General features: G+C 64.4%; 17 protein-coding genes. 7 read left to right on the forward strand and 10 right to left on the reverse strand.

Annotated elements, in window-relative coordinates:
* Window positions 1–98 precede the first annotated feature (98 nt).
* Both BDD21_RS07440 and grxD read left to right on the forward strand, forming a co-directional pair.
* Window positions 99–1883 carry an N-acetylglutaminylglutamine amidotransferase gene (locus BDD21_RS07440; protein WP_120796614.1) on the forward strand — a complete coding sequence of 595 codons (1785 nt, stop codon included), beginning with the start codon at window positions 99–101 and terminating at the stop codon, window positions 1881–1883.
* A gap of 323 nt (window positions 1884–2206) precedes the next feature.
* Window positions 2207–2530 (forward strand): Grx4 family monothiol glutaredoxin, encoded by a 324-nt coding sequence (gene grxD / locus BDD21_RS07445; protein WP_093034310.1) that lies wholly within the window; start codon window positions 2207–2209, stop codon window positions 2528–2530.
* Window positions 2531–2587: 57 nt separating this feature from the next.
* Here grxD and rnt read toward each other — a convergent pair whose 3' ends face one another.
* Window positions 2588–3223 carry a ribonuclease T gene (gene rnt, locus BDD21_RS07450; RefSeq protein WP_425470225.1) on the reverse strand — a complete coding sequence of 212 codons (636 nt, stop codon included), beginning with the start codon at window positions 3221–3223 and terminating at the stop codon, window positions 2588–2590.
* Between the two features lie 170 nt (window positions 3224–3393).
* Between rnt and BDD21_RS07455 the strand changes: the two genes are divergently transcribed.
* Entirely contained in the window at window positions 3394–4293 is a 900-nt protein-coding gene (locus BDD21_RS07455) for a TraB/GumN family protein (RefSeq protein WP_245969463.1), read from the forward strand.
* Window positions 4294–4371: 78 nt separating this feature from the next.
* The gene (locus tag BDD21_RS07460) at window positions 4372–5151 is read left to right on the forward strand and encodes an MlaA family lipoprotein (protein ID WP_120796615.1); all 780 of its coding nucleotides are present in this window, start codon (window positions 4372–4374) and stop codon (window positions 5149–5151) included.
* A 265-nt stretch (window positions 5152–5416) separates the two neighbouring features.
* On the opposite strand, the gene pyrC is transcribed toward BDD21_RS07460, so the two are convergent.
* The 5 genes from pyrC to BDD21_RS07485 all read right to left on the reverse strand — a co-directional run bounded on the left by pyrC (window position 5417) and on the right by BDD21_RS07485 (window position 11763).
* Window positions 5417–6460 (reverse strand): dihydroorotase, encoded by a 1044-nt coding sequence (pyrC, locus tag BDD21_RS07465; RefSeq protein ID WP_120796616.1) that lies wholly within the window; start codon window positions 6458–6460, stop codon window positions 5417–5419.
* A 1-nt stretch (window position 6461) separates the two neighbouring features.
* On the reverse strand, window positions 6462–6656 hold the full coding sequence (locus tag BDD21_RS07470) for a zinc-finger domain-containing protein (RefSeq protein ID WP_120796617.1): 195 nt from the start codon (window positions 6654–6656) through the stop codon (window positions 6462–6464).
* A 338-nt stretch (window positions 6657–6994) separates the two neighbouring features.
* Entirely contained in the window at window positions 6995–7918 is a 924-nt protein-coding gene (locus BDD21_RS07475; RefSeq protein WP_120796618.1) for a branched-chain amino acid transaminase, read from the reverse strand.
* Between the two features lie 58 nt (window positions 7919–7976).
* Window positions 7977–10841 carry a bifunctional [glutamate--ammonia ligase]-adenylyl-L-tyrosine phosphorylase/[glutamate--ammonia-ligase] adenylyltransferase gene (gene glnE, locus BDD21_RS07480; protein WP_120796619.1) on the reverse strand — a complete coding sequence of 955 codons (2865 nt, stop codon included), beginning with the start codon at window positions 10839–10841 and terminating at the stop codon, window positions 7977–7979.
* A 10-nt stretch (window positions 10842–10851) separates the two neighbouring features.
* Window positions 10852–11763, reverse strand: coding sequence for a D-hexose-6-phosphate mutarotase (locus tag BDD21_RS07485; protein WP_120796620.1), 912 nt, complete (start codon window positions 11761–11763; stop codon window positions 10852–10854).
* Between the two features lie 420 nt (window positions 11764–12183).
* On the opposite strand from BDD21_RS07485, the gene BDD21_RS07490 reads away from it, so the two are divergent.
* Both BDD21_RS07490 and BDD21_RS07495 read left to right on the forward strand, forming a co-directional pair.
* Window positions 12184–13530, forward strand: coding sequence for an MFS transporter (locus BDD21_RS07490; protein WP_245969464.1), 1347 nt, complete (start codon window positions 12184–12186; stop codon window positions 13528–13530).
* A 134-nt stretch (window positions 13531–13664) separates the two neighbouring features.
* Window positions 13665–14189, forward strand: a complete 525-nt coding sequence (locus BDD21_RS07495) for an HMA2 domain-containing protein (protein ID WP_147431009.1) — start codon at window positions 13665–13667, stop codon at window positions 14187–14189.
* Window positions 14190–14246: 57 nt separating this feature from the next.
* On the opposite strand, the gene BDD21_RS07500 is transcribed toward BDD21_RS07495, so the two are convergent.
* Window positions 14247–15692 carry a dihydrolipoyl dehydrogenase gene (locus BDD21_RS07500; protein WP_120796622.1) on the reverse strand — a complete coding sequence of 482 codons (1446 nt, stop codon included), beginning with the start codon at window positions 15690–15692 and terminating at the stop codon, window positions 14247–14249.
* A 712-nt stretch (window positions 15693–16404) separates the two neighbouring features.
* Between BDD21_RS07500 and BDD21_RS07505 the strand changes: the two genes are divergently transcribed.
* Entirely contained in the window at window positions 16405–18504 is a 2100-nt protein-coding gene (locus BDD21_RS07505; RefSeq protein WP_120796623.1) for a PhoX family protein, read from the forward strand.
* 166 nt (window positions 18505–18670) lie between these two features.
* On the opposite strand, the gene BDD21_RS07510 is transcribed toward BDD21_RS07505, so the two are convergent.
* The 3 genes from BDD21_RS07510 to BDD21_RS07520 form a co-directional block, all read right to left on the reverse strand.
* On the reverse strand, window positions 18671–19783 hold the full coding sequence (locus tag BDD21_RS07510; RefSeq protein WP_245969466.1) for a peptidylprolyl isomerase: 1113 nt from the start codon (window positions 19781–19783) through the stop codon (window positions 18671–18673).
* 202 nt (window positions 19784–19985) lie between these two features.
* Window positions 19986–20195: a DUF2256 domain-containing protein gene (locus BDD21_RS29015; RefSeq protein ID WP_120796625.1), complete on the reverse strand. Its 210-nt coding sequence runs from the start codon at window positions 20193–20195 to the stop codon at window positions 19986–19988.
* Window positions 20192–21763, reverse strand: a complete 1572-nt coding sequence (locus tag BDD21_RS07520; RefSeq protein WP_120796626.1) for an FAD-binding domain-containing protein — start codon at window positions 21761–21763, stop codon at window positions 20192–20194. Before BDD21_RS07520 ends, BDD21_RS29015 begins: the two co-directional genes overlap by 4 nt.
* Window positions 21764–21853 lie beyond the last annotated feature (90 nt).

The raw sequence follows: 21853 nt of genomic DNA on the forward strand, positions 1-21853 counted from the left end.
TATAATTTTCTTTGCGTCCTTCCCGCCTTTGCGTTTCAAATCCAGGATCACACAACGGGATCGCCGACGAGTGATCCCGACAGCATGGGAGCGGTCCGATGTGCGGTATCTGCGGTGAATTGAGGCTCGACGGCGCGTCGGCTGACCTGGAGACCATCCAGGCGATGATGGGCGAGCTGGTGCGACGCGGGCCGGACCACGGCGGGAGCTACAGCGACGGGGCGCTCGGGTTCGGGCATCGACGGCTCTCCATCATCGATCTCTCGGTGCGCTCCAATCAGCCGATGGTCGATGCCGAGTTGGGGCTCGCGCTGGTCTTCAACGGGACCATCTACAACTACCGGGCGCTTCGTCGCGAGCTCGAAGAGCGCGGCTACCGCTTCTTCTCCGAGGGCGACAGCGAGGTCATCCTCAAGGCGTGGCACGCTTGGGGAACCGACTGCTGCGCCCGGCTGCACGGCATGTTTGCCTTCGCGGTCTGGGACGCCAATCAGCAGGTGCTGTTTCTCGCGCGCGACCGCTTCGGGATCAAACCGCTCTATTGGTCCGAGCAGGGCGGGACGCTGCGTTTTGCCTCCAGCACACAGGCGCTTCTGGCCGGCGGCGGGGTGGATACGGCCATCGACCCGGTCGCGGTGCATCATCTTTTCACACTGCATGCCGTGGTCCCCGCGCCGCGCACCATCCTGCGCGGGGTGCGCAAGCTCGCGCCGGGACACTGGCTGCGGTTCGATGCACGCGGCGGCCGGACCGAAGGCACCTATTGGCGTCTGGACGCCACGCGCCCGGCCGAGCCTCGGAGCGAGGCCGATTGGTTGGATGCGATCCACGTCGCACTGCGCCACGCGGTCAAGATCCGCAGCGAGGTCGCCGATGTGCCGGTAGGCGTGCTGCTCTCCGGCGGGCTGGATTCAAGCCTGCTCGTTGCGCTGCTCGCCGAGGCCGGCGTGTCGGACCTGCGGACCTTCTCGGTCGGCTTCGAGGACACGCCCGAAGAGGCCGGGAGCGAGTTCCAATACTCGGATCTCGTCGTCGAGCGCTACGGCACCCGGCATCATCGTTTCCTGGTCCCCAACGCGCAGGTCCTTCAGCGTTTGCCCGAGGCGATCGACGCCATGACCGAGCCCATGTTCGGTCAGGACGCGGTGGCCTTCTATCTTTTGGCCGAGCAGGTCTCGCGCGAAGTCAAGGTGGTGCAGTCGGGTCAGGGCGCGGACGAGGTCTTCGGGGGCTATTTCTGGTATCCGCGCATCGCCGCCGAGCGCGAGGGTTCGCCGGTCGAACGCTTCGCGAAGCACTACTTCGACCGCGATCACGACGAATATCTGCGGATGGTCACCGACGCCTATGCAGGCGAGGACCACACCTCCGCCCTGATCGCCGAGCGCCTGGCCGATCCCGAGGCAGACGAGCTGTTGGACGCGGTCCTGCGTCTGGACGCGACGACCCTGATCGTCGACGACCCGGTCAAACGGGTCGACAACATGACGATGGCCTGGGGACTGGAGGCGCGGGTGCCCTTCCTGGATCACCACTTGGTCGAGCTGGCGGCACGCTGCCCGCCCGAACTCAAGCTGCGCGAGGGCGGAAAATATCCATTGAAGGCGATGGCGCGCGGCCTGCTCCCGGATGCCGTCATCGATCGACCCAAGGGTTACTTCCCGATGCCGGCGCTCAAATATGTACGCGGCCCTTTCCTCGAGCTGATGCGCGACGTTCTCGCATCACGCGCCAGTCGCGAGCGCGGACTCTACCGGCAGACCTATCTGGACCAGTTGCTGGCCGCACCGGACATGCACCACACCCGCATCCAGGGCAACAAACTGTGGCATCTCGCGCTGCTGGAGCTTTGGTTGCAGCGCAACGTCGACACACTCGGATGACGGGACGGCCACGCCGGAAAATGCTAAACCGCGCCCGGTGCGGTATGCGTCACGTGTTGGAATGGCTTGGCCGCACCATCTCCGACGACTGTCGGAGATGGCGAGGTTTAACGTATTGAAAAAATTAAATTATAAACCGCGTCTCACCGAGATCGAGGATATCTGCAAAGCCAAACGCAACGTGAAAATGACGCATATCGCTCCGGACGCGGTTTAGCACCCGACCGGGAGACATGACCCCTCCCCTTTCGGGGTCGCTTGAAAAGCCATTCACCGTCCCGAACCTTGTCGGATCGGTCGTCAACAAGAGCATGAGGTCAGCGATGGATGTTTTGGAGCGAATCGGCGAACAGGTGAAGACCAACCCGGTGGTCATCTACATGAAAGGCACACCCCAGTTTCCCCAATGCGGCTTCTCGATGCGGGCATCGGCCGCCTTGCAGGAATGTGGCGTTCCATTCGCCTACGTGAATGTTCTGCAGGATCCCGAGATCTTCGAGAATCTGCCGCGTTATGCCGACTGGCCGACCTTCCCCCAGATCTATATCGACGGCGAGCTGGTCGGCGGGTGCGATATCACGCTGGAGCTGCACGCGGGCGGCCAGCTCAAGACGATGATGGAAGAAGCGGCTGCCAAGCACGCCTGAGCGGTCGGACGCGGGGATCGGGGAGATCCGGTCCCCCGCGATCGTCGTCGCGCGGTTTCAGATCGGCTCCTTCTCTTCCCAAACCCGGACCGGGTCAAGTTCGCGCCAGCGATTCACGACGGTGCAAAACAGACGCGCGGTCTGCTCGGCGTCGTAGATCGCCGAGTGTGCCTCGCTGCTCTGCCACCCCAGACCCGCTTCTTTCGCCGAACGGGCCAACACGGTCTGGCCGAACATCAGGCCGGATAGGGTCACGGTGTCGAAGACACTGAAGGCGTGAAACGGGTTACGCTTGAAACCGGTTCGCTCGACGGCCGCCTTCACGAACCCGAGGTCGAAATGGGCGTTGTGCCCGACCAAGATTGCCCGATTGCACCCGGTTGATTTGACGGCCTTGCGGATCGGCGTGAGGATGCGCGTCAGGGCATCCCATTCGGAGATCGCGTCTCGGAAGGGGTGGTCGGGATCGATCCGATTAAAGGCCAGTGCGCTCGGGTCGATCTCCGAGCCCACGAAGGGCAGTACGTGACAGGCGATCGGCGCCGCCGGCTCGAGTCGACCGTCGGGAAGCATTCGGATGATGACGGCGGCGATCTCCAGCAGGGCATGCCGCTGGGCGTCGAAACCGGCCGTTTCGACATCGATCACCACCGGCAGAAAGCCGCGAAAGCGCGCGGCGATCCCTTCTCTCATTCTGGGTTCTTGGTTCATGGCGACAGCATAAGTGGCGCGCGGATGAATGCCAAACACAGTGATCGTGACGGCGCGGCGCCGGAGCGGAGTTTAACGGCCGGTCCGGGCGAGACAGGCGTCCCCGAGGCTCCCGGAACCGATCGTTCGGTCTGCCACACCCGGCGGCGCGCATGATGATCGCCCGAGTCCTTCTCGCCGCATGGCTCGCGACAAGCCACTGCGTGTGGGCCGAACCCGCGACAACCGTCGACGCACCCGTCGGGTCCCCCGCGACACGTGGCCTCCTCTACGAGATCCGCCCCCCGGCAGGCGCCCCGCCGAGCTACCTCTTCGGCACAATCCACAGCGAGGACGCTCGGGTGGTGGAGCTGCCCGCGCCGGTGCGCGCGGCCTTTCATGCGAGCCCGAGCATCGCCCTCGAGGTTGTCCCGGATGCCTCCGCCATCATCCGCGCGATGGTGACCATGTCCTATACCGACGGCCGTCTGCTGCGCGACGTTCTGCCGGCGGATCTCTACCTGGAGACCGCCGATGCGCTCGCCGAGATCGGGATGCCCGAGGAGGCGTTCAAGGATCTCAAGCCCTGGTCCGTCGTGACCCTGCTCAGCAGCCCGCCCTCCGAGACAGGCGAGTTCCTCGACATACTGCTCTTTCATCGCGCGGTCGCGGACGGCAAGCGGATCGAGGGTCTGGAAACCATGACCGAGCAGCTCGCTGTCTTCGACGATCTGGCCGAGGCCGATCAGATCACGCTGCTGCGCGAGACGCTGGCGTCTCGCGAGCAACTGCCGCTCGTTTTCGAGGCACTGATCGCTGCCTATATCGCGCGCGATGTCGATCAGCTACAGCACCTGAGTGAACAGCACCTCGCGGAAAGCGACCCCCGTCTTGCCGCACACTTCCAAGAGGTGGTCATCGATGCACGCAACCGCCGCATGGTGGATCGCATGGTGCCCCTGCTGGCCGAGGGCGGCTGGTTCATCGCGATCGGCGCCCTGCATCTTCCCGGCGATCAGGGCGTCGTTGCGCTGCTGCGACGGCGCGATCATGGCGTCACGGTCGTCTTCTGAATCGCGCCCGGCAAGGACCGAGCGAGGCACCGGCTTGTGATAGCATTTGCGCAACGTGTCGCGAGAGATCTGCTACGCATGAAGGACCGTGATTTGAACGCCTATCGACAACTGACTTGGCTGGGGATCGTGGTCATCCTGCTGCTCGGCGCGGGCTGCACCACCTCGCCGAGCCGGATCTCGGAGCCCCGCGACCCGCTGGAGCCCTTCAATCGTGCCGTCTTCCGGTTTAATACCGATTTCGACAAGGCGTTTTTCCAGCCCATCGCGAAAGGCTATCAGGCCATCACGCCGGACCCGGTCGAGCGTGGCGTGACCAACTTTTTCGGCAATCTCGCCGACGTCACCTCGTTCGTCAATAACGTGCTGCAATTCAAGATGTCTCGTGCCGGCAGCGACGTCGGGCGGCTCTTCATCAACTCGACGGTCGGCGTGCTGGGCTTCGTGGATGTTGCGACCAACGTGGGATTACCGAGCTACAAGGAGGATTTCGGTCAGACCCTCGGCTATTGGGGGCTCGATTCGGGTGCCTTCATCATGTTGCCGCTCCTGGGACCGAGCAGTGTGCGCGACGCCTTCGGCGATGTCGGCGATCTTTTCACCGACCCCTTGTTCAACCTCGATCCCCTCTTGAACATCGATAGGGATCACACCTACTGGAGCCTGATTGCGCTCCGGGCGATCGATAAGCGCGCCAACTATTTGGCGACCAGTCAGATCCTTGAGGATGCGGCTATCGATCCCTACATCCTGCTGCGCGACGCCTATCTGCAGCGACGTCACTATCGGGTGCACGACGGCAATCCGCCGAAGATCGAAGGAGAAGAGGATTTTTGGGACGAGATCGAGTTTGACTGAACCGCGTCCAGTTCGACATGCGTCGTTTTCATTTTGCGTTTGGCTTCGGAGATGTCCTCGATCCCGGTGAGACGCGGTTTAGTGCGTTGCGAATTTTCGCGATTTCCGGGATAAAGCCGGTAGGGTGGACAAGCGCAGCGCAGTCCACCTGTTCTCGCGCCGGCGCTGGTGGACTGCGCTGCGCTTGTCCACCCTACGGCGCTTGTCCACCCTTTCCAATCGGTGAGGTGGCCGGGTTGATGGGCAAACCCCGTTGGCGCAGCTGTCAAGCCATCAGACGCCAGGCGACGGCTTCACCGGCTCGTAAAGGCACCACCCGGCTGGGTCCGAAGGGATAGGACGCCGGAACGGTCCAGGGCTCGCGGCTCAGACGGATCGTCCCGGTGTTGCGGGGCAAGCCGTAGAAATCCGCGCCATGATGGCTCGCGAACCCCTCCAGACGCTCCAAGGCACCGGCCTGCTCGAACACCTCGGCATAGAGTTCGATGGCGGCGTGCGCGCTAAAGGCCCCGGCACAGCCGCAGGCGCTCTCCTTGCCCTCGATCGCGTGCGGTGCGCTGTCGGTGCCGAGAAAAAACCTCGGATGACCGCCGGTCGCGGCGCAGACCAGCGCGAGCCGATGCCGCTCGCGCTTGAGGATCGGCAGGCAGTACAGATGCGGTCGAATCCCGCCGGCCAGCATGGCGTTGCGGTTGTAGAGCAGGTGATGGGGCGTGATGGTCGCAGCCAGGGTCGGTGGCCCGTCGCGTACGAAATCGACCGCCTCGGCGGTCGTCACATGCTCGAAGACGACCTTAAGCTCCGGGAATGCGCGCACGATCGGCTCCAAACGCTCTTCGATGAAGCGCTGCTCGCGATCGAAGATATCGACCTGATCGTCCGTGACCTCGCCGTGCACCAAGAGCGGTAGACCGACGCGCTGCATGGCATCGAAGACCGGATAGCGTCCGAGCAGGTCCGTGACCCCGTTCTCGGAGTTGGTGGTCGCACCCGCCGGATAGAGCTTGCAGGCAAAGACCTGACCGCTTGTCTTGGCCGTGGTGATCTCTGCAGGGCTCGTCTCGTCCGTGAGGTAGAGCGTCATCAAGGGCTGAAAATCGCTGCCGGGCGGCAGCGCATCCAGGATGCGGGCACGGTAAGCCAATGCCCGAGCGGTATCCACGACCGGCGGCTTGAGATTGGGCATGACGATCGCGCGCCCGAAGCAGCGCACGGTATGGGCCAGCGCATCGGCCAGGACCTCGCCATCGCGCAGATGCAGATGCCAGTCATCCGGCCGGGTAATGCAAAGCTCCTTGAACTCGGTCATCTCAAATCAGCCGATAGCGCGCCCCGCAATAGGGGCAGGTCGCCTCATGGCTCGGCTCGTCTTCGATCGGCAGATAGACCCGCGGGTGCATGTTCCAGACAGGTGCACCCGGCAGGGGACAAGAGAGCGGCAGATCCTTGCGGCTGACCTCGATCAGCGCATGCTCGCTCGGCGTCTCGACGGCGGCGTTGGACATCGGCAAAGTCTCCATCGGATAAGATGAACGGGCAGGTACGGCCAAGGCGATTTCCGGGAACAAGAATCCCTACTGAGCTTGCCAAAAGGCGCTGTCGGGGCGAATGAATTCGCCCCGACAGGCCGGCAGATTCTTTCTCGGAAATCACCGAAACCGCGCCCAGAGCGAGATGCTCGTTTTCGATTGAGTTCGGCGTTTGGTGCATCCACGGCCCTTCGCGGGGACGCGGTTTAAAAGCATCTCTTTTTTAATCTCTTAAACCGCGCCGGCTCCAGCGGTCGTCAAATCCGCCGGGGCCGATCCCATCCAAAAACATCGCATACCGCGTCGGGCGCGGTTTAAACAGGCGCCAACCACTCCGGATGTGCTTCGAGCCGACCGTGCACCAGGTCGAAATACAGCGTCTGGAGCCGCTCGGTAATCGGACCCCGACCGCCGTTGCCGATGACGCGACCGTCGACCTCGCGGATCGGCGTCACCTCCGCAGCCGTCCCGGTAAAGAAGGCTTCGTCGGCGATATACACCTCGTCGCGGGTGATCCGCTTCTCAACCACCTCGATACCCAGCTCGCGCGCCAGCGTGATGATGGTGCGCCGGGTGATGCCGTCCAGGGCGGAGGTCAGGTCCGGCGTATAGAGCACGCCTTTACGCACGATGAAAACGTTCTCGCCGCTGCCTTCCATCACATAACCGGAGGCATCCAACAGGAGGGCCTCGTCGTAGCCGTCGCGCAGGGCTTCCTGCAAGGCCATCATGGAATTCATGTAATTGCCGTTGGCCTTGGCGCGACACATGGTGATGTTCACATGATGCCGCGTATAGGACGACACCCGAATCCGAATGCCTTTGGTCATGTTCTCTTCGCCGAGATAGGAGCCCCACTCCCACGCGGCGACGATGCAATGCACTTTGAGGTTGTCGGCACGCAGACCCATGCCTTCCGGGCCGTAGAAGAACATCGGACGGATGTAGGCCGAGTCGAGGTTGTTCTCGCGTACGGCGATCCGCTGGGCCTCGTCGATGGTCTCGCGGTCGAACGGCGCCTTCATGCCGAGGATATGCGCCGAATCGAAGAGGCGATCGGTATGGTCGCGCAGACGGAAGATCGCCGGGCCTTGCTCGGTGCGGTAGGCGCGCACGCCTTCGAAGACACCCATGCCGTAATGAAAGGTGTGAGTCAGGACATGCGTCTTGGCCTCCCGCCAGGGCACCATCTCGCCGTTGTGCCAGATCAGGCCATCACGGTCTTCCATCGTTGCCATCGTCGACTCACTCCGGTTGTATCGGGATCAGATCCCGTTTCGATTCGAGAGACCGCCCTCAGGACGCAGGCTCGTCCATCAAGGCGTGCCACAAGGACTGAACGCGCTCGCGTTCGGGCAGAAGATCCGCGTCCGCGACCGTTTTGGGCTGCTCCTGTAGGGCGCTGCGGTGATAGGCCGCGCGCAGCGTCTTGTAAGCGGCAGTCAGGTCTTCGGCCGCTCGCCCGGGCAGCAGATCGAGCCGTCCGAGTGTTTCGAGCAAGCGGACGTTATCCGTCCAGTCGGCCAGCGCCGGATGTTCCGACGCCCAGCGTAAGACCGCGTATTGAACCATAAACTCGATATCCGCAATACCGCCCGGGCCTTGCTTGAGATCGAACCGACCGCCGCCGCTCTTGTCGAGATTCGCGCGCATCTTCGCGCGCATCTCGCGCACGTCCTTGCGCAGCTGCTCGGGCTCGCGCGCGCGACAGATGATCGCGCGTCGCAGCGCGCCGAAATGCGCGGCCAACTGCGGATCGCCGGCAACCGGGCGGGCGCGGATCAATGCCTGATGCTCCCAGGTCCAGGCATCGTTCGATTGATAGGCGTCGAAGGCCGCGAACGAGCGCACCAGCAACCCGCGGTTCCCGTCCGGGCGCAGACGCATGTCGATCTCGTAGAGGACGCCCGAGGGGGTTTGGGTGGTCATCAAATGGATGATGCGTTGGCCGAGACGCGCGAAGAACTGCTCGTTGCTGATCTCCTTCGCACCGTCGGTCATCGCGGTTTGCGACTCGGTGCCGTGGACGAACACGAGATCCAGGTCCGACCCGTAGCCCAGCTCGATCCCTCCGAGCTTGCCGTAGCCCAGCACGAGAAAACCGGTCTCCTCGCCGATGATCTCGGTCGGGCGGCCGTGCCGTTGCATGAGGTGATCGAATGCCAACCGCAGGACGCGACGGATCGACACCTCGGCGATCTCGGTCAGATAGTCGCTCACCACCATGAGCGGGATGACCTCGGTCAGATCGGCTGCCGCGACACGCAACATGTTGCCCTGCGCGAACTGGCGCAGTCGCTCCATCTGCTGCTCCAAGTCATCCGCGTCGACGTGCAGCAGGAGCGCATCGAGCTCGGCCTCCAGATCGGCCCGCCGCAAAGGGGCATAGAGTCGACGCGTGTCGATCATCTCGTCCAAGAGCAGCGGATGACGCGCGATCCGATCGGTGAACCAGGGGCTCATGCTCGCCAGGCGTGCGAGCTGCGCGAGGATCACCGGGTGCTCGCTCAGCATCGCCAGATAGGACGTCCTGCGCGCGACGGCCTCGATCACCTTGAGCACGCGCTCGAGGGCGATGTCGGGCTGCTCGCTCGCGGCGCTCTCGCGCAAGACCATCGGCATCAGCCGCTCCATGCGATCGTGACCGCGCCGACTCAGCCCCTTGCGCGCGATCGCATCGCGAAACTGGATCAACCGAGCCTGGATCGCCTCGGGCTCGGCAAAGCCCGCCTCGCTCAATGCCGAGACCTCATGGGCCGCATCGCCCTCGCCGTGCCAGAGCGCGACCGAATCCAGCTCATGCGGCACCTCTTCCGTCTCGGGTGCGGCGAAGACCTCGTCGAACTGGCCTTGAACATGACGACGATGCGCGTCCAGGACCGCCTCGAAGGCCGGCCAGTCGGCAAACCCCATCGAACGTGCCAGGCGCGCCCGGCCCGGCTCGTCGGCGGGCAGCAAATGGGTCTGCTTGTCGCGATACGCTTGGATGCGGTTCTCGACCAAACGGAGAAAACAATAAGCCTCGTCCAGCCCCCGCACGGCGGACTCCGGCATCAACTGCCGCTGCGCCAGGAGTGCGAGCACCTCGCGGATGGGGCGGATCTGGAGATCCGCGTCGTGCCCGCCGCGGATGAGCTGGAACGCCTGACCGATGAACTCGATCTCGCGGATGCCGCCCGGACCCAGCTTGATGTTGGCGTCCATGCCGCGGCGATAGAGTTCCTTGGCGATCATCCGCTTCAGATCGCGCAGAGACTCGATGGCACCGAAATCCAGATAGCGCCGATAGACGAAGGGACGCAGCATCGCCATCAGCTCGCGCGAGTCGTCCCGGTCGCCGGCGACGACGCGCGCCTTGATCATGGCGTAGCGCTCCCACTCGCGCGCCTGCGTCTGGTAGTAGTCCTCCAGCGCGTTGAAGCTCATGGCGAGCGGACCGGACTCGCCGAAGGGTCGCAGACGCGTGTCGACCCTAAAGACGAAGCCGTCCACCGTTTGGCTGCCCAGCGCCTGCGCCAAGCGTTGGCCGAGTTTGGTGAAGAACTGCGCGTTGGCGAGCTTGCGTGGACCACCCTCGGTGACGCCGTTGGCGGCAAAGGCGAAGATGAGGTCGATGTCCGAGCTCAGGTTGAGCTCGCGGGCACCGAGCTTGCCCATGCCCAACACGACCATGTGCAGCGCGCGACCCGTCTCGTCGTGCGGCGTGCCGAGCTCGGCGCAGGTCCAGGTGTGGAGGCGATCCAGAGCCCCCTGGATGCAGAGGTCGGCCAGAGCGGTGAGATGCTCCAACGTCTCCGCCAGCTCCGCCCAACCGGCGATGTCGCGCCAGATGATGCGGATCATCTCGCGCCGGCGATAGCGACGCAGGGCTTGGTGCAGACCGGGCTCGTCCGTGACCGACGCAAGCGCGGCATCGAAACCGCGAGCCAGTGCGGCGGGATCCTGCGGATGCTCGAGCTCGCCGCTTGCGATCAGCTCGGCGAGGACCTCCGGATGACGGGCGACCGAGACGGCCACGTAGTCGCTGGCCTCCCAGACCCGCGCCCGCGCCTCGGCGAAGGCCGGGCCATCCGGGACCTCGACGCCCTGCTCTGCGGCCCAGTCGAGCCAGGTCTGCCAATGGGCCTCGGTCGCCGGGTCGAGATTGCGAAAATGATCCATGATGGCTCGATCAGAGCGGCTCGATGGCATAGCGCGCCGCAAGACGATAGGTCTCGGCGGGCTGAATCTCGATCACCTCCGAGGCGGTGTTGACCGTCTCGACGCAGACGAAACGCCGGTAATCCTCATCGTCGAGGTCGTCCATCGCCTTCGCCGTCTCGACCCAGGGGTTCCAGACCACGGCCGTTCGGCTGTGCTCGGATTCGATGCGGATGCGCCGATCCAGGGTCGGGTCGACGATGGTCAGGACCGAGGGCACATCCTCGTAGATGCGATTGACCTCGCGATCGAACGCAACCTGTCCCTCCTGGTGGATCACGGCATCCCCGCCGTCGGCGGCCTTGTCGATGTAGCTGCGTCCGTCCAGCCCCGTGACCCGAACCCGGCTTGCGTCGCCGACCTTGAAATAGGCGTGCAGACCTTGGGTGATGCTGAAGGGTCGGTCGCCGGCATTCAGGGTGCTCAAGGCGATCGACAGGGTTGCGCCGACATGGATGTCGACTAAGAGATTGAAGTATTGCGGCCAGATGGCGCGGGTCTCGGCGTCGTCCGCAATCCCGAGCTGGACCCGCGTGGATCCGTCCGCAAGCGACTCGGTCGCCAGCACCTGCCAGGGCCAGGCCCGCACGAACCCGTGGGCCGGCCGTCCCTTTGCCTCGGGATCCGGGCCGAACCACGGCCAGCAGATCGGGATGCCGCCCTTGATCGCCTTGCCCTCGGCAAAATAGGCCCGCTCGCTCACGAAGAGCAGGTCATCCGCCGCGTCGACCGGTCGGTACGCCAGCACCTGTCCTGCGTAGGGCGAGATCAGGGCCGTCGCCTGCGCGTTGGTAATCTCGATCATGGTCAGGCCGCCGCGGCCTTCGGTGAAGCGCAGGATGCCGTCGATGCCGTGCTCGGCGTTCAATGCTTCGATGTCCATGAATGATTCTCCAGGTCGGTGGGGCGATTCGTCTGGAAAGGCCCATGTGGCAAGGAATCCGGGGACCGGCGGGGCTCGCACACTCGGCATCCCCCATTCTCGGCGGAGGGCCGAGCGCGATCGCGACGGGTGGCCCGGAGCGTAGCTCCCGCGGCCCTGCTCCGCAAGGCACCCATGGTGGCGCCTTGCAACCGATCGGTTACTTAAGATCTCTCACGGAGACACGGAGACACGGAGACACGGAGGCTCGGAGAGCGACGAGAACGATTTCGCGTGTTCTCCGAGCCTCCGTGTCTCCGTGAGAGCATTGTTGGAGCCGACACTCATGTGCCGGATGGATGCCGCGGTGGCCGACGCGGGGCTTGCCCCTCCCGAGACAATCGATCCAAGATGTGCCGAAGCAGGATCCCAACCGAGTCTATGGACAAGATGTCAGTGAACCCGACGCCACCCAACCGCCACCGCGAATGGCTTGAAAGCCTCTACGAGCGCCTCGCCGAGGACGACGAGGGGCGCACCTGCAAAGAGATCAGCGCCGAGGCCTGTCACGAGACACCGGGCAACTTCCTGCACACCCTGATCGCCAACACGCTCAGCAACATCGCCGATCGCCTCGCGAGTGCCAAGACCACCCTGCCCTGGCTGCTCCTGCAGCTCGGTGCACCGGCCTGGATGCTCAGCCTGCTGGTGCCGATCCGCGAATCAGGCTCGATGCTGCCGCAGATCCTCATCGGTGAGATGGTCCGGCGCCAGGCCATCCGCAAATGGGTCTGGGTCTGGGGCGGCGTCGTCCAGGGCCTCTGTCTGGCCGCGATCGGCTGGGTTGCCGTCGCGCTCGAAGGGGCGACGGCCGGCGCCACCGTCATCGGCCTTCTGATCCTTTTCAGCCTGGCCCGCGGCGCCTGCTCGGTCGCCTACAAGGACGTGCAGGGCAAGACCATCCCCAAGACCCGCCGCGGCCGCCTGTCCGGCTGGATCAGCGCCATCGCGGGACTCGGCGCCATGGGTGTCGGCCTGGGGCTCGGCGCCGTGCAGGACGGCGCCGAGTCGACCGGCCTCTATGTCGCGCTCCTGGCGGGCGCGGCCATCCTCTGGTTGCTGGCCGCTTGGTCATTCAGCCGCATCGTCGAGTTCCCCGGCGCGACCGAGGGCGGCTCCAATGCGCTGGCCGAGGCCATCGCCCGGCTTGCGATCCTGCGTGACGATGCACCCTTCCGCAAATTCGTCATCGCCCGTGCGCTGGCGATGGGCTCCGGGCTCGCGGCCCCCTTCTATGTGGCATTGGCCCGCGACGATCTCGGCGGAGCCATTTCGCTGCTCGGCATCTTCATCGCCGTGGAAGGACTCGCCGGCCTGGTCAGCTCGCCGGTCTGGGGCCGCTGGTCGGATCGCTCCAGTCGACAGGTCTTTGCCGCGGCCTGCGGGCTGGCTGCGGTCCTATCGATTGCGGTCGCCGTCTGGTCCTGGCTCTCGATGTCCACCGCTGCAGCGATCTGGTTCTACCCGATCGCCTTCTTTGGGCTCGGTATCGCGCACGCCGGTGTCCGGCTCGGGCGCAAGACCTATCTGGTCGACATGGCCGAGGGCAACAAGCGCACCGACTATGTCGCGGTCAGCAACAGCGTCATCGGCGCTCTTCTGCTGGTCTCCGGCCTGCTCGGCGCATTGGCGGCAACCGTCTCGGTCGAAGGCGCCATTCTCCTGCTCGGGCTCGCCGGGCTGGCCGGGTCGCTGCTGAGTCTGCGGTGGGAGGAGGTATCCGGGTGATGTGAAGATGCCCGCAACCCATCGGCGTCGATGAAGGCCCGATCACAGGGAAGCTTGTGATTACGAATCGTTATTATTACTATCGTGCCTGTGTTTTTCAGAGCCGAGTCGATCGGGACGGAACCGAGATGAAGGTGTGTCATCAGACAAGCGGGCGCTTGCGGTTGCGCATTTCGGCCCTGCATCAGGATCGAGAGGTCGCGGCGCGACTGGAATCAGCGCTCCGTGGACAAGCCGGCATCGCGACGGTCCGGGCGAATCCGGCCTGCGCGAGCTTGGTGGTCCATTACGAGGTCGGGACACTGGACGCCCCGGCAATCCAAGAGCGTGTCCATGCCCTCTTGAATCCGGCCGCGTCGGTGACGGCGCCGCACGCGCCTCCGGTCGATCGCGCATTCCAGCGCTGGTGGTCTCGCGTACGACGGGGCCTGGCGGATTGGACGACAACGCTCGGTCAACCGGTGCGCGCGCTCGACCGCTTGCCGCTGCGAGGGCGAACGTCCGCGCGAGTACCGCCCCGCAAGACCGAAGCCCCCATTCTCCTGTGTCGGCTGAATCTGCGCCTGACCCGTTGGATGCTGCGCACCTCGGCGCGCGGCTGGCGGGAGGAGTTGTTTCCGGAGAGGCGCTCGATCGTAAGGGCGCGACCGTCGCGATGAGGCCGACACCGAGCTCCCGCGGATAGACGACCCACTCACCGGCCGATCGGACCGCGCTCAGGCACTGGCCTCGGCGCCGGCGGGACGGCGTCCGCGACCGGGAAAGAGGCGCTCGAGCCACCCCGGCTTGGGGGGGAGTGAGTCGAGCTTCTTCTCCAGCCCGTGGAGACAATCCTGGAGCGCCTCCTCGATCACCGGGTGATAGAAGGGCATCCGCAACATCTCCTTGACGGTCATCTGCTGCTGGACTCCCCAGGAGAGCAGGTGAGCGAGGTGCTCGCAACGCGGTCCGACCATCGCCCCTCCGAGCACCACGCCGGTGCGACGGTCTGCATAGAGATGCAGTAAACCACGGTTCTGGCCGAGGATGAGTGCGCGGCCGACCGGGCCGAAGCGCTGCTGGCCAAAGACCACCTGACTCTGGTCCAGCTCGGACCAGGGAACGCCGACGGAGGCGATGTTGGGATCGCTGAAGACGATCGCCATCGGTGTGCGGCGCTCGTAATGACGGTGTATCTCATGACAGGCGTTGTAGCCGGCGATCCGGCCCTGCTCGGCGGCAATCTGCAGGTTCGCGACCCCGCCCGTGGCATCGCCCGCGATGAAGATGGGGAGTCGCCCGATCTGCAGCGTCCTGGAGTCATAGAGCGGCACGCCGTGCTCGTCGACCAGACAGCCGATACCCTCCAGTCCCAGACCGGCCAGGTTCGGCCGACGCCCGATCGCGACCAGCACCTTCTCCACCACCTGCTCTCGATCGGCGGCGCGCACGCGCACCCCGCCCTCCGCGCGTTCGATCTGAGCGGGCGCGCCGAGCCAAATCGGAAACTCGCGCCGCACGATCTCGACGGCGGCCTGATTGATGATCGGGTCTTGCAGACGGGCCAAGTTGGTACTCGACTCGAATCCGACCACATCGACCCCGAGACGCCGCAGGGCCTGCCCAAGTTCCAGGCCGATCGGACCCAGACCGATCACCGCGAGAGACTTGGGCAGGCTCTCCAGCTCGAAGAGGTCCTCGACCGTCAGGATGGCGTCGCCGAACGACTCCCGCCAATCCGCCGGTACAACGGTCGATGCCCCGGTCGCGATCACGAAGGCACGCGCCCGGATGGTCCTGTCTCCGACTTCGATGGTGTGCGCATCGATGAAGCGCGCATGGCCATCGACCAGCTCGTCCTCCATCTCGTCGGTGGTGTTGGCGAGGACCAGATCCACGAAGGTGTCGCGCAGATCGCGGATATGCTCGAGCGCGCTCGCCCCGTCGATGCGCAGGGAATCGGCACCATCGATGCCGTACCGCTGGAAATGCTTGCGCATAGCGTAGATGTCGCCCAGGTGAATGGCGACCTTCGACGGCATGCAGCCAACCCGTGCGCAGGTCGTCCCGAGGCTGCCGCCGTTGACCAGGAGATAACTGTCCGTGACACGGCGGATCTCCTTCACGGCATTCAAACCGGCATGACCCGCCCCGATAACCGCGACATCGACTCGATCGGACATGGCGTACTCCTCCTGTGCAGATTGAAATGACGGGCAGTCAATCGCTATTCAGCCTTGCGCCGGCGCTTCTATGAGATCGGATTCCATGAGAAACCGCTTCACCCAGATCACAAGCCCTTATCGCCCATCCGGATAAAGATCAGATTTTCGGTAAAACGAAGCCTGCGGATACCGTTCTTGCGATGACGCGACTGGTCCAGAATGCAGAGAACCGAGGATATCCAATTCGGAGAGGGCGATGCGGCAGTTTACAGGCGACGGCCAGAGGATTGTCAACGACCCGTCACCGCGCCACGGATTAAACCACGCTCCCGTCGGGGACATGATGATTGCCGTCCGCAGCAGCAGCCCGGCACGATATGGCACTGTGGCGCCGGCGCTCGGTACACAACTGAGGGACCGTGCCGTGCAGAACATCGACGTCCTTGCCGCGGTTGAGCGACTCGGCCAGCTGAGCGAAAACGGCCTACCCACCGATCAAGAACTCGCACGCAAGAGGACGGAACTGCTGAACCGCCTCCGAGCGGGTGTGCGTTCGCCGAGATTCCGACGCGCCCGAAATCCGACTAAAAGACTCAAAATTGCAATCAAACCGACACCATGGACGTAACAGTCGCAACGTAACGTCGCGCGTCGCATGGGTCCACCGAGCTGGGTGCCCACCGCTCTCTGTTCTTCACTCCCCCATTGACGCCGAGCTGCGAGGCTTCAGATGCTGAACCACGACGACGACCCGATCAGTAACTCCAGTCAAAATAGTCACTTCAACGATATTCTGCAGGTCAACCTCAAGCGCCGGCAACTACTCGCTGGGGGGCTCGGAGCCGCCATTGTTGGCTTTTTCGGCGTACCGGGCCTCTCCATGCTGAGTGGCGTGCGCGAGGTTGGCGCGGGGCCAATCCGATCCCGCCCCGGCTTTGGCGGCATCGGTTTCGAGGGCATCGAACCGAACACTCGGGCGCTGGACCCTAATCTGATCGACGACGTGCGCCTGCCGCCGGGCTACAGCTACCAGGTGCTGTATCGCTGGGGCGATCCGATCGGGGCGCTCGGGCAGCGGCCCGGTGAGCCGGCCTGGCGCGACGATGCCAGTAACGACTCGATCGATCAGACGCTGCAGTCCGGCGACCACCATGACGGCATGCACTTCTTCCCGCTTCCGGGCCGCCTCGGTTCGAGCCGCGGCCTACTCTGCGTGAACCACGAGTACAACGACCAATTGTTCCTGTTTCCGGACGGCATGGACACCTGGAACATCGAGAAGGTGCGTAAGTCCCAGCACGCCCACGGCGTGTCCATCGTCGCAGTCTGGCGCCATCCGCGTACCGGGCGCTGGGAGGTCAAGCGCCCGTCGCCGTTCGCTCGTCGCATCCACGGCAATACACCGATGCAGATCACCGGTCCCGCGGCCGGCGATGACCTGCTGAAGACCGCAGCGGACCCGACCGGCACCCGCGTGCTCGGGACACTGAACAACTGTGCCCACGGTTATACCCCCTGGGGCACCTATCTGACCTGCGAGGAGAACTGGAACGGCTACTTCGCGAACCCGACCGGCGACGTCGAGGGACTGCCCGGAAACGATCAGAAGCTTGAGATCCTGGCTGGCCAGACCCGTTACGGCATCACCCAGACCGGCTTCGGTTACCGCTGGCACGAGCATGACGCGCGCTTCCGCGCCGACCTCAATCCCAACGAGCCGCACCGCTTCGGCTATGTCGTGGAAATCGACCCGTACAGCCCGCGCAGCATGCCCAAGAAGCGCACCGCACTCGGTCGCTGCAAGCATGAGAACGCCGAGCACGTGGTCGCCGCCAACGGGCGGGTGGTGCTCTACACCGGAGACGACGAGCGCAACGAGTACATCTACAAGTTCGTCACCGCCGGCAGCTACAACCCACGCAACCGTCGCACCAACATGGACCTGCTCGACGAGGGCACGCTCTATGTCGCCAAGTTCAACGACGACGGTACCGGCGAGTGGTTGGAGCTGACACCGAACAACCCGGCGCTCGACAACTGGACCCAAGCCGAGATCTGCATCCGCACCCGGCAGGCGGCCGATGCCGTCGGCGCGACAATGATGGACCGCCCGGAGTGGATTGCCGCCGACCCGATGGCCCCGGCCAACGTCTACTGCACGCTGACCAACAACAGCAACCGCGGCCGGTCGGGGATTCCGACGGGCAACAACCCGGACGGCACCACAAACGCCGGCTCGGCCCGCCCGCCGGTGAACAACGCCAACCCCCGCGGCGGTGACGCCGATACCACGGGCCCGGTGCCGGTGCCCACCGGCAACGTCTACGGCCACATCATCCGCTGGCACGAAGACGATGACGACAACACCTCGCCGACCTTCACCTGGGACATCTTCGTGCTGGCCGGTGACAGCACCCGGACCGATCCAAGGTTGCAGGGCAACACCATCGGCGACGATTTCAACAGCCCGGACGGGCTCTGGTTCGACGGTGCCGGCCGGCTGTGGATCCAGACCGACGCGACTACCAGCGGCTCGAGCTATAACCCTGGCGGCCTCAACGAGAACATCGGTACCAACCAGATGCTTTGTGCAGACCCCGAGAGCGGCGAGATCCGCCGCTTCCTGACCGGCCCGCGCGGCTGCGAGGTAACCGGTGTCGTCACCACGCCGGACCGCAAGACCATGTTCGTGAACTTCCAGCACCCGGGTGAGGGCGGCACGACGACCAACCCGACCGCGATCAGTGACTGGCCGGACCGCGGGCCGCGCCCGCGCTCCGCGACCATCGTCATCACCCGCGACGACGGAGGCGAGATCGGCGGGCTCTGATGCTGCGCGCCCCGGCGCCGTCTGGTGCCGGGGCGACTTCGTGACGCCGTTTACCTCAGCGATTATTGGAGTGAAGGGAGTCGGGTATTGGGTTTTGCGCTCGATCTCGGCTCAGCCATTCGGAATCCCGAGATCGGTTGCGGACGAAAAGGTCCTTCAGGCGTGGTTAAGGGTTCCGATCCGGGAACTCGATCACGGAGGTCGATTTGAGCGCCTCGACCTTGGCCATAAGATCTTGTTGCACCTGCTGGGTCTTCAGCTGTTTCTCGATGCGTCCCTTCACCTCCTCGAACGGCACGACTCCCGCCGCGTTTTTGCCCACGGCCTTGATGATGTGATACCCGAACTGCGTCTCCACCACCTCGCTGAGGTCGCCCGGCTCCAGACCGAACGCGGCACTTTCAAAGGGCGCGACCATTTGACCCCGTCCGAACTCGCCGAGGTCGCCCCCTTGCTGAGCACTAGGGCAGGTCGACTCGCTCTTGGCCAGCTCGGCGAAATCGGCACCGGACTTGAGCTTGTCGAGGATCTCGTCGGCCTTCCGCTTGGCAATCTCCTTCTCCTCGGCGCCTGTCCCCGCATCGACTCCGATCAGGATGTGGCTCGCGCGCATCGACTCCGGCTTGCTGAACGCCTCGGGATTCTCCTCGTAGAATGCTTTCAGTTGTGCGTCGGTGATCTCGATGTTGGACACCACCTCGTTCTGGACGAACGCATTGATCATAAGCCCGCGTTTGATTTGCTCACGCAGTCCGTCAGGGGTGATTCCCTTCTGTGCGAGCGCGTCGTTCCACTCCTCATCGCTCGGCGAACGGGACTTGATCAGAGCAAACTGCTCATCGACCTGTTGATCGAGATCGGGGATGTCCTGATTCATGGCGAGCTGATACAGGAGCTCGGAGCGGATCAGGTTCTCTTTTGCGGTTTCCTCGACGAGCCTGCGTTGATCGGGAGTGATGGCGTCCGCGGGGCCCATCCTGGCCAACAAGGGGCGGCTATTGCGATCCAGCTCTGCGCGAGGGATCGCAACACCGTTGATCCTGACGACGACATCCGCGGGGTTGCCGGACGCGGCGACGGTTTCGCCCGCCGGCACCGCCGCCGGAGGCGACCCCTGAGCATCGGGTTCGGAAGCGATGACGATGTGCGTGCCGCCGAGCGCTAGAGCGATGGCGGTGGCGGTGGCCAGTGCGGAGAACAGGTGCATGTTTGGAATCTCTGTGGTGTGGATCGAAGATAACGGAACAGTGAGCCGGTTATACGAACAGACCGCGCCCATGCACAATGACAAAACCCGTTGGCGTCTCGATCGGAATCCGGTCTCGGCGCACGCGATCCGATGCGGGAGTTTAGACCGAACTTGAACCGCGCCCGGTGCGCTATGCGTGGTTTGGTGGTTTGGATTGGCCGCGCCGGCTCCGACAACTGTCGGAGCCGGCGCGGCCAATCCAATACACTACGCATAGCGCGTCGGGCGCGGTTTAGTCGAGCGTACTCTGCCTGTTTGTCTTCTTCCATGGGCGTTCTTTGATCCTTTTCGCCTCGGCGTTGGACACGCGGCGTCGACCGCGGCACGCATCGGAGCAATAGCGGACCGACTCCCAACAGGTTGCCCAGCGTTTGCGCCAAGTGAAGGAGCGAGCGCAGGTCGCGCAGATCTTGGTCGGGAGGTGGGGCTTCTTGTGGCTCATGAGGTCGGCTCGGGGCTCGGGGGCTGCCTCTTTTTGCTGCCTATCTTCGTGGTGGTCGTGCGCGTCCGGCTTGAGCCGCCACTACGCCGACGACTGCCGTGAGTCTCGAAGATGGTTCGGCTTGCGGCGCGGGACTCGGCGCGGCGACGGATCGCGCCCATCCGGCGGCGGGCCTCGCGGGCGGCGGCTTCATGGTCGAGGATCGGGTACGGGTAGTCGCGACCGATCCCGCACCCGCAGGCGTCTTGCTCGGGTCCGGACATCTTCCATGGAGTGTGGATCCGGGCATCCGCTACATCGGCCAGCTCGGGAATCCAGCGCCGAATGAAGACGCCTTCCGGGTCCTGGTCTTGGGACTGCTTGACCGGGTTGTAGATGCGCAGCGTGTTGATGCCGGTGGTACCGGATTGCATCTGGACCTGGGACCAGTGGATACCGGGCTCGTAGTCGGTGAAGACGCGGGCTAGGTGCAGGCCCGGCTCGCGCCAATGCAGCCAGAGATGGTAGGAGCTGAAGGACACCAACATGGCGCGCATCCGAAAGTTGATCCAGCCGTTGTGGGTCAAGGCGCGCATGCAGGCGTCGACGAAGGGGAAGCCGGTTAGGCCCTGGCGCCAGGCATCGAGGCGTTCCCGGTCCGGTGTCGGATCACGGAGCCCATCGCAGGCGCGGTGCATGTTCTCGAACTCGATGCGGGGCTCGCTTTCGAGCTTTTGCATGAAATGACAGTGCCAGTGGAGCCGGCCCTCAAACGCCGAAAGTGCCTTCGACCAAGTGCTGCGTTGCCCGCTGGTTTGGACGAGCGCCGCCACCTGCTCCCGGTAATGGCGCGTTGCTTGGACCAGCTCGCGAATCGAGAGCGTCCCCCATGCGAGATGGGTGCTCAGGCGCGAGCAGGACTCGTATGCCGTCAGTGGACTCGACATCTCGCGGTGATAGGCTTCGCCGCGTTCGCGCAGGAAACTTTCGAGCGTTACGACGCCGGCTCGCCGACCGCCGGGTTGGCGTTGCGGGCAGGGGTCGTCGGCGATCCCGAGGTCCCGCGTGTCGGGAGTGGCACCCAGCCCGCCGATCTCCGACAGGGTCCCCAAAGGTCGGAGGGTCGGCGGAGGCTCCAATGGCATACGCATCCGGTGCTCCCAGATCTGCGACCATCGGTTGCGCGTTTCGAGGCGGCGGACCACACCGTTCTGGGGCCGCTCATGCCAGGGGATGCCTCGGCTGCGCAGCAGATCGCCGACGGCGATGTCACGCGCATAGGTCCAGCCGTTGCCGGTCTCCTCGTGCGACCAAACGGCCTGGATGGGCAGACGATCCAGCAGCGCGTTCAGCACCGGGATGGCCTCGCCGACTCGGATCACCAAGGGTTGTCCCAGCGCGGCCAGATCCGCTTGCAGCTCAACCAAACACTCGGCGATGAAGGCCCAGTGGCGACCGGAGGAATCCGGTTGGGACCAATATCCGGGCTCGGCGATGTAGAGCGGCAGGACGGGGCCGTGCCCTGCGGCCTCGGCGAGTGCAGCGTGGTCGTAGACCCGGAGGTCGCGCTTGAACCAGACAAGTTGCATGGGTTTCATTCGGGTTTAAACCGCGCCCAGCGCGGTATGTGATGTTTTTGGATGGGACCGGCCCCGGCAGACTTGACGACCGCTGGAGCT

Origin of the sequence: Thiocapsa rosea (assembly GCF_003634315.1) — a bacterium.
GTDB classification, from domain to species: domain Bacteria; phylum Pseudomonadota; class Gammaproteobacteria; order Chromatiales; family Chromatiaceae; genus Thiocapsa; species Thiocapsa rosea.

Coding starts and splice junctions, on each gene's coding strand:
- BDD21_RS07440 (WP_120796614.1), top strand. CDS start 99: ATGTGCGGTATCTGCGGTGAATTGAGGCTCGACGGCGCGTCGGCTGAC.
- grxD (WP_093034310.1), top strand. CDS start 2,207: ATGGATGTTTTGGAGCGAATCGGCGAACAGGTGAAGACCAACCCGGTG.
- rnt (WP_425470225.1), bottom strand. CDS start 3,223: ATGAGAGAAGGGATCGCCGCGCGCTTTCGCGGCTTTCTGCCGGTGGTG.
- BDD21_RS07455 (WP_245969463.1), top strand. CDS start 3,394: ATGATGATCGCCCGAGTCCTTCTCGCCGCATGGCTCGCGACAAGCCAC.
- BDD21_RS07460 (WP_120796615.1), top strand. CDS start 4,372: ATGAAGGACCGTGATTTGAACGCCTATCGACAACTGACTTGGCTGGGG.
- pyrC (WP_120796616.1), bottom strand. CDS start 6,460: ATGACCGAGTTCAAGGAGCTTTGCATTACCCGGCCGGATGACTGGCAT.
- BDD21_RS07470 (WP_120796617.1), bottom strand. CDS start 6,656: ATGTCCAACGCCGCCGTCGAGACGCCGAGCGAGCATGCGCTGATCGAG.
- BDD21_RS07475 (WP_120796618.1), bottom strand. CDS start 7,918: ATGGCAACGATGGAAGACCGTGATGGCCTGATCTGGCACAACGGCGAG.
- glnE (WP_120796619.1), bottom strand. CDS start 10,841: ATGGATCATTTTCGCAATCTCGACCCGGCGACCGAGGCCCATTGGCAG.
- BDD21_RS07485 (WP_120796620.1), bottom strand. CDS start 11,763: ATGGACATCGAAGCATTGAACGCCGAGCACGGCATCGACGGCATCCTG.
- BDD21_RS07490 (WP_245969464.1), top strand. CDS start 12,184: ATGGACAAGATGTCAGTGAACCCGACGCCACCCAACCGCCACCGCGAA.
- BDD21_RS07500 (WP_120796622.1), bottom strand. CDS start 15,692: ATGTCCGATCGAGTCGATGTCGCGGTTATCGGGGCGGGTCATGCCGGT.
- BDD21_RS07505 (WP_120796623.1), top strand. CDS start 16,405: ATGCTGAACCACGACGACGACCCGATCAGTAACTCCAGTCAAAATAGT.
- BDD21_RS07510 (WP_245969466.1), bottom strand. CDS start 19,783: ATGGGCGCGGTCTGTTCGTATAACCGGCTCACTGTTCCGTTATCTTCG.
- BDD21_RS29015 (WP_120796625.1), bottom strand. CDS start 20,195: ATGAGCCACAAGAAGCCCCACCTCCCGACCAAGATCTGCGCGACCTGC.
- BDD21_RS07520 (WP_120796626.1), bottom strand. CDS start 21,763: ATGCAACTTGTCTGGTTCAAGCGCGACCTCCGGGTCTACGACCACGCT.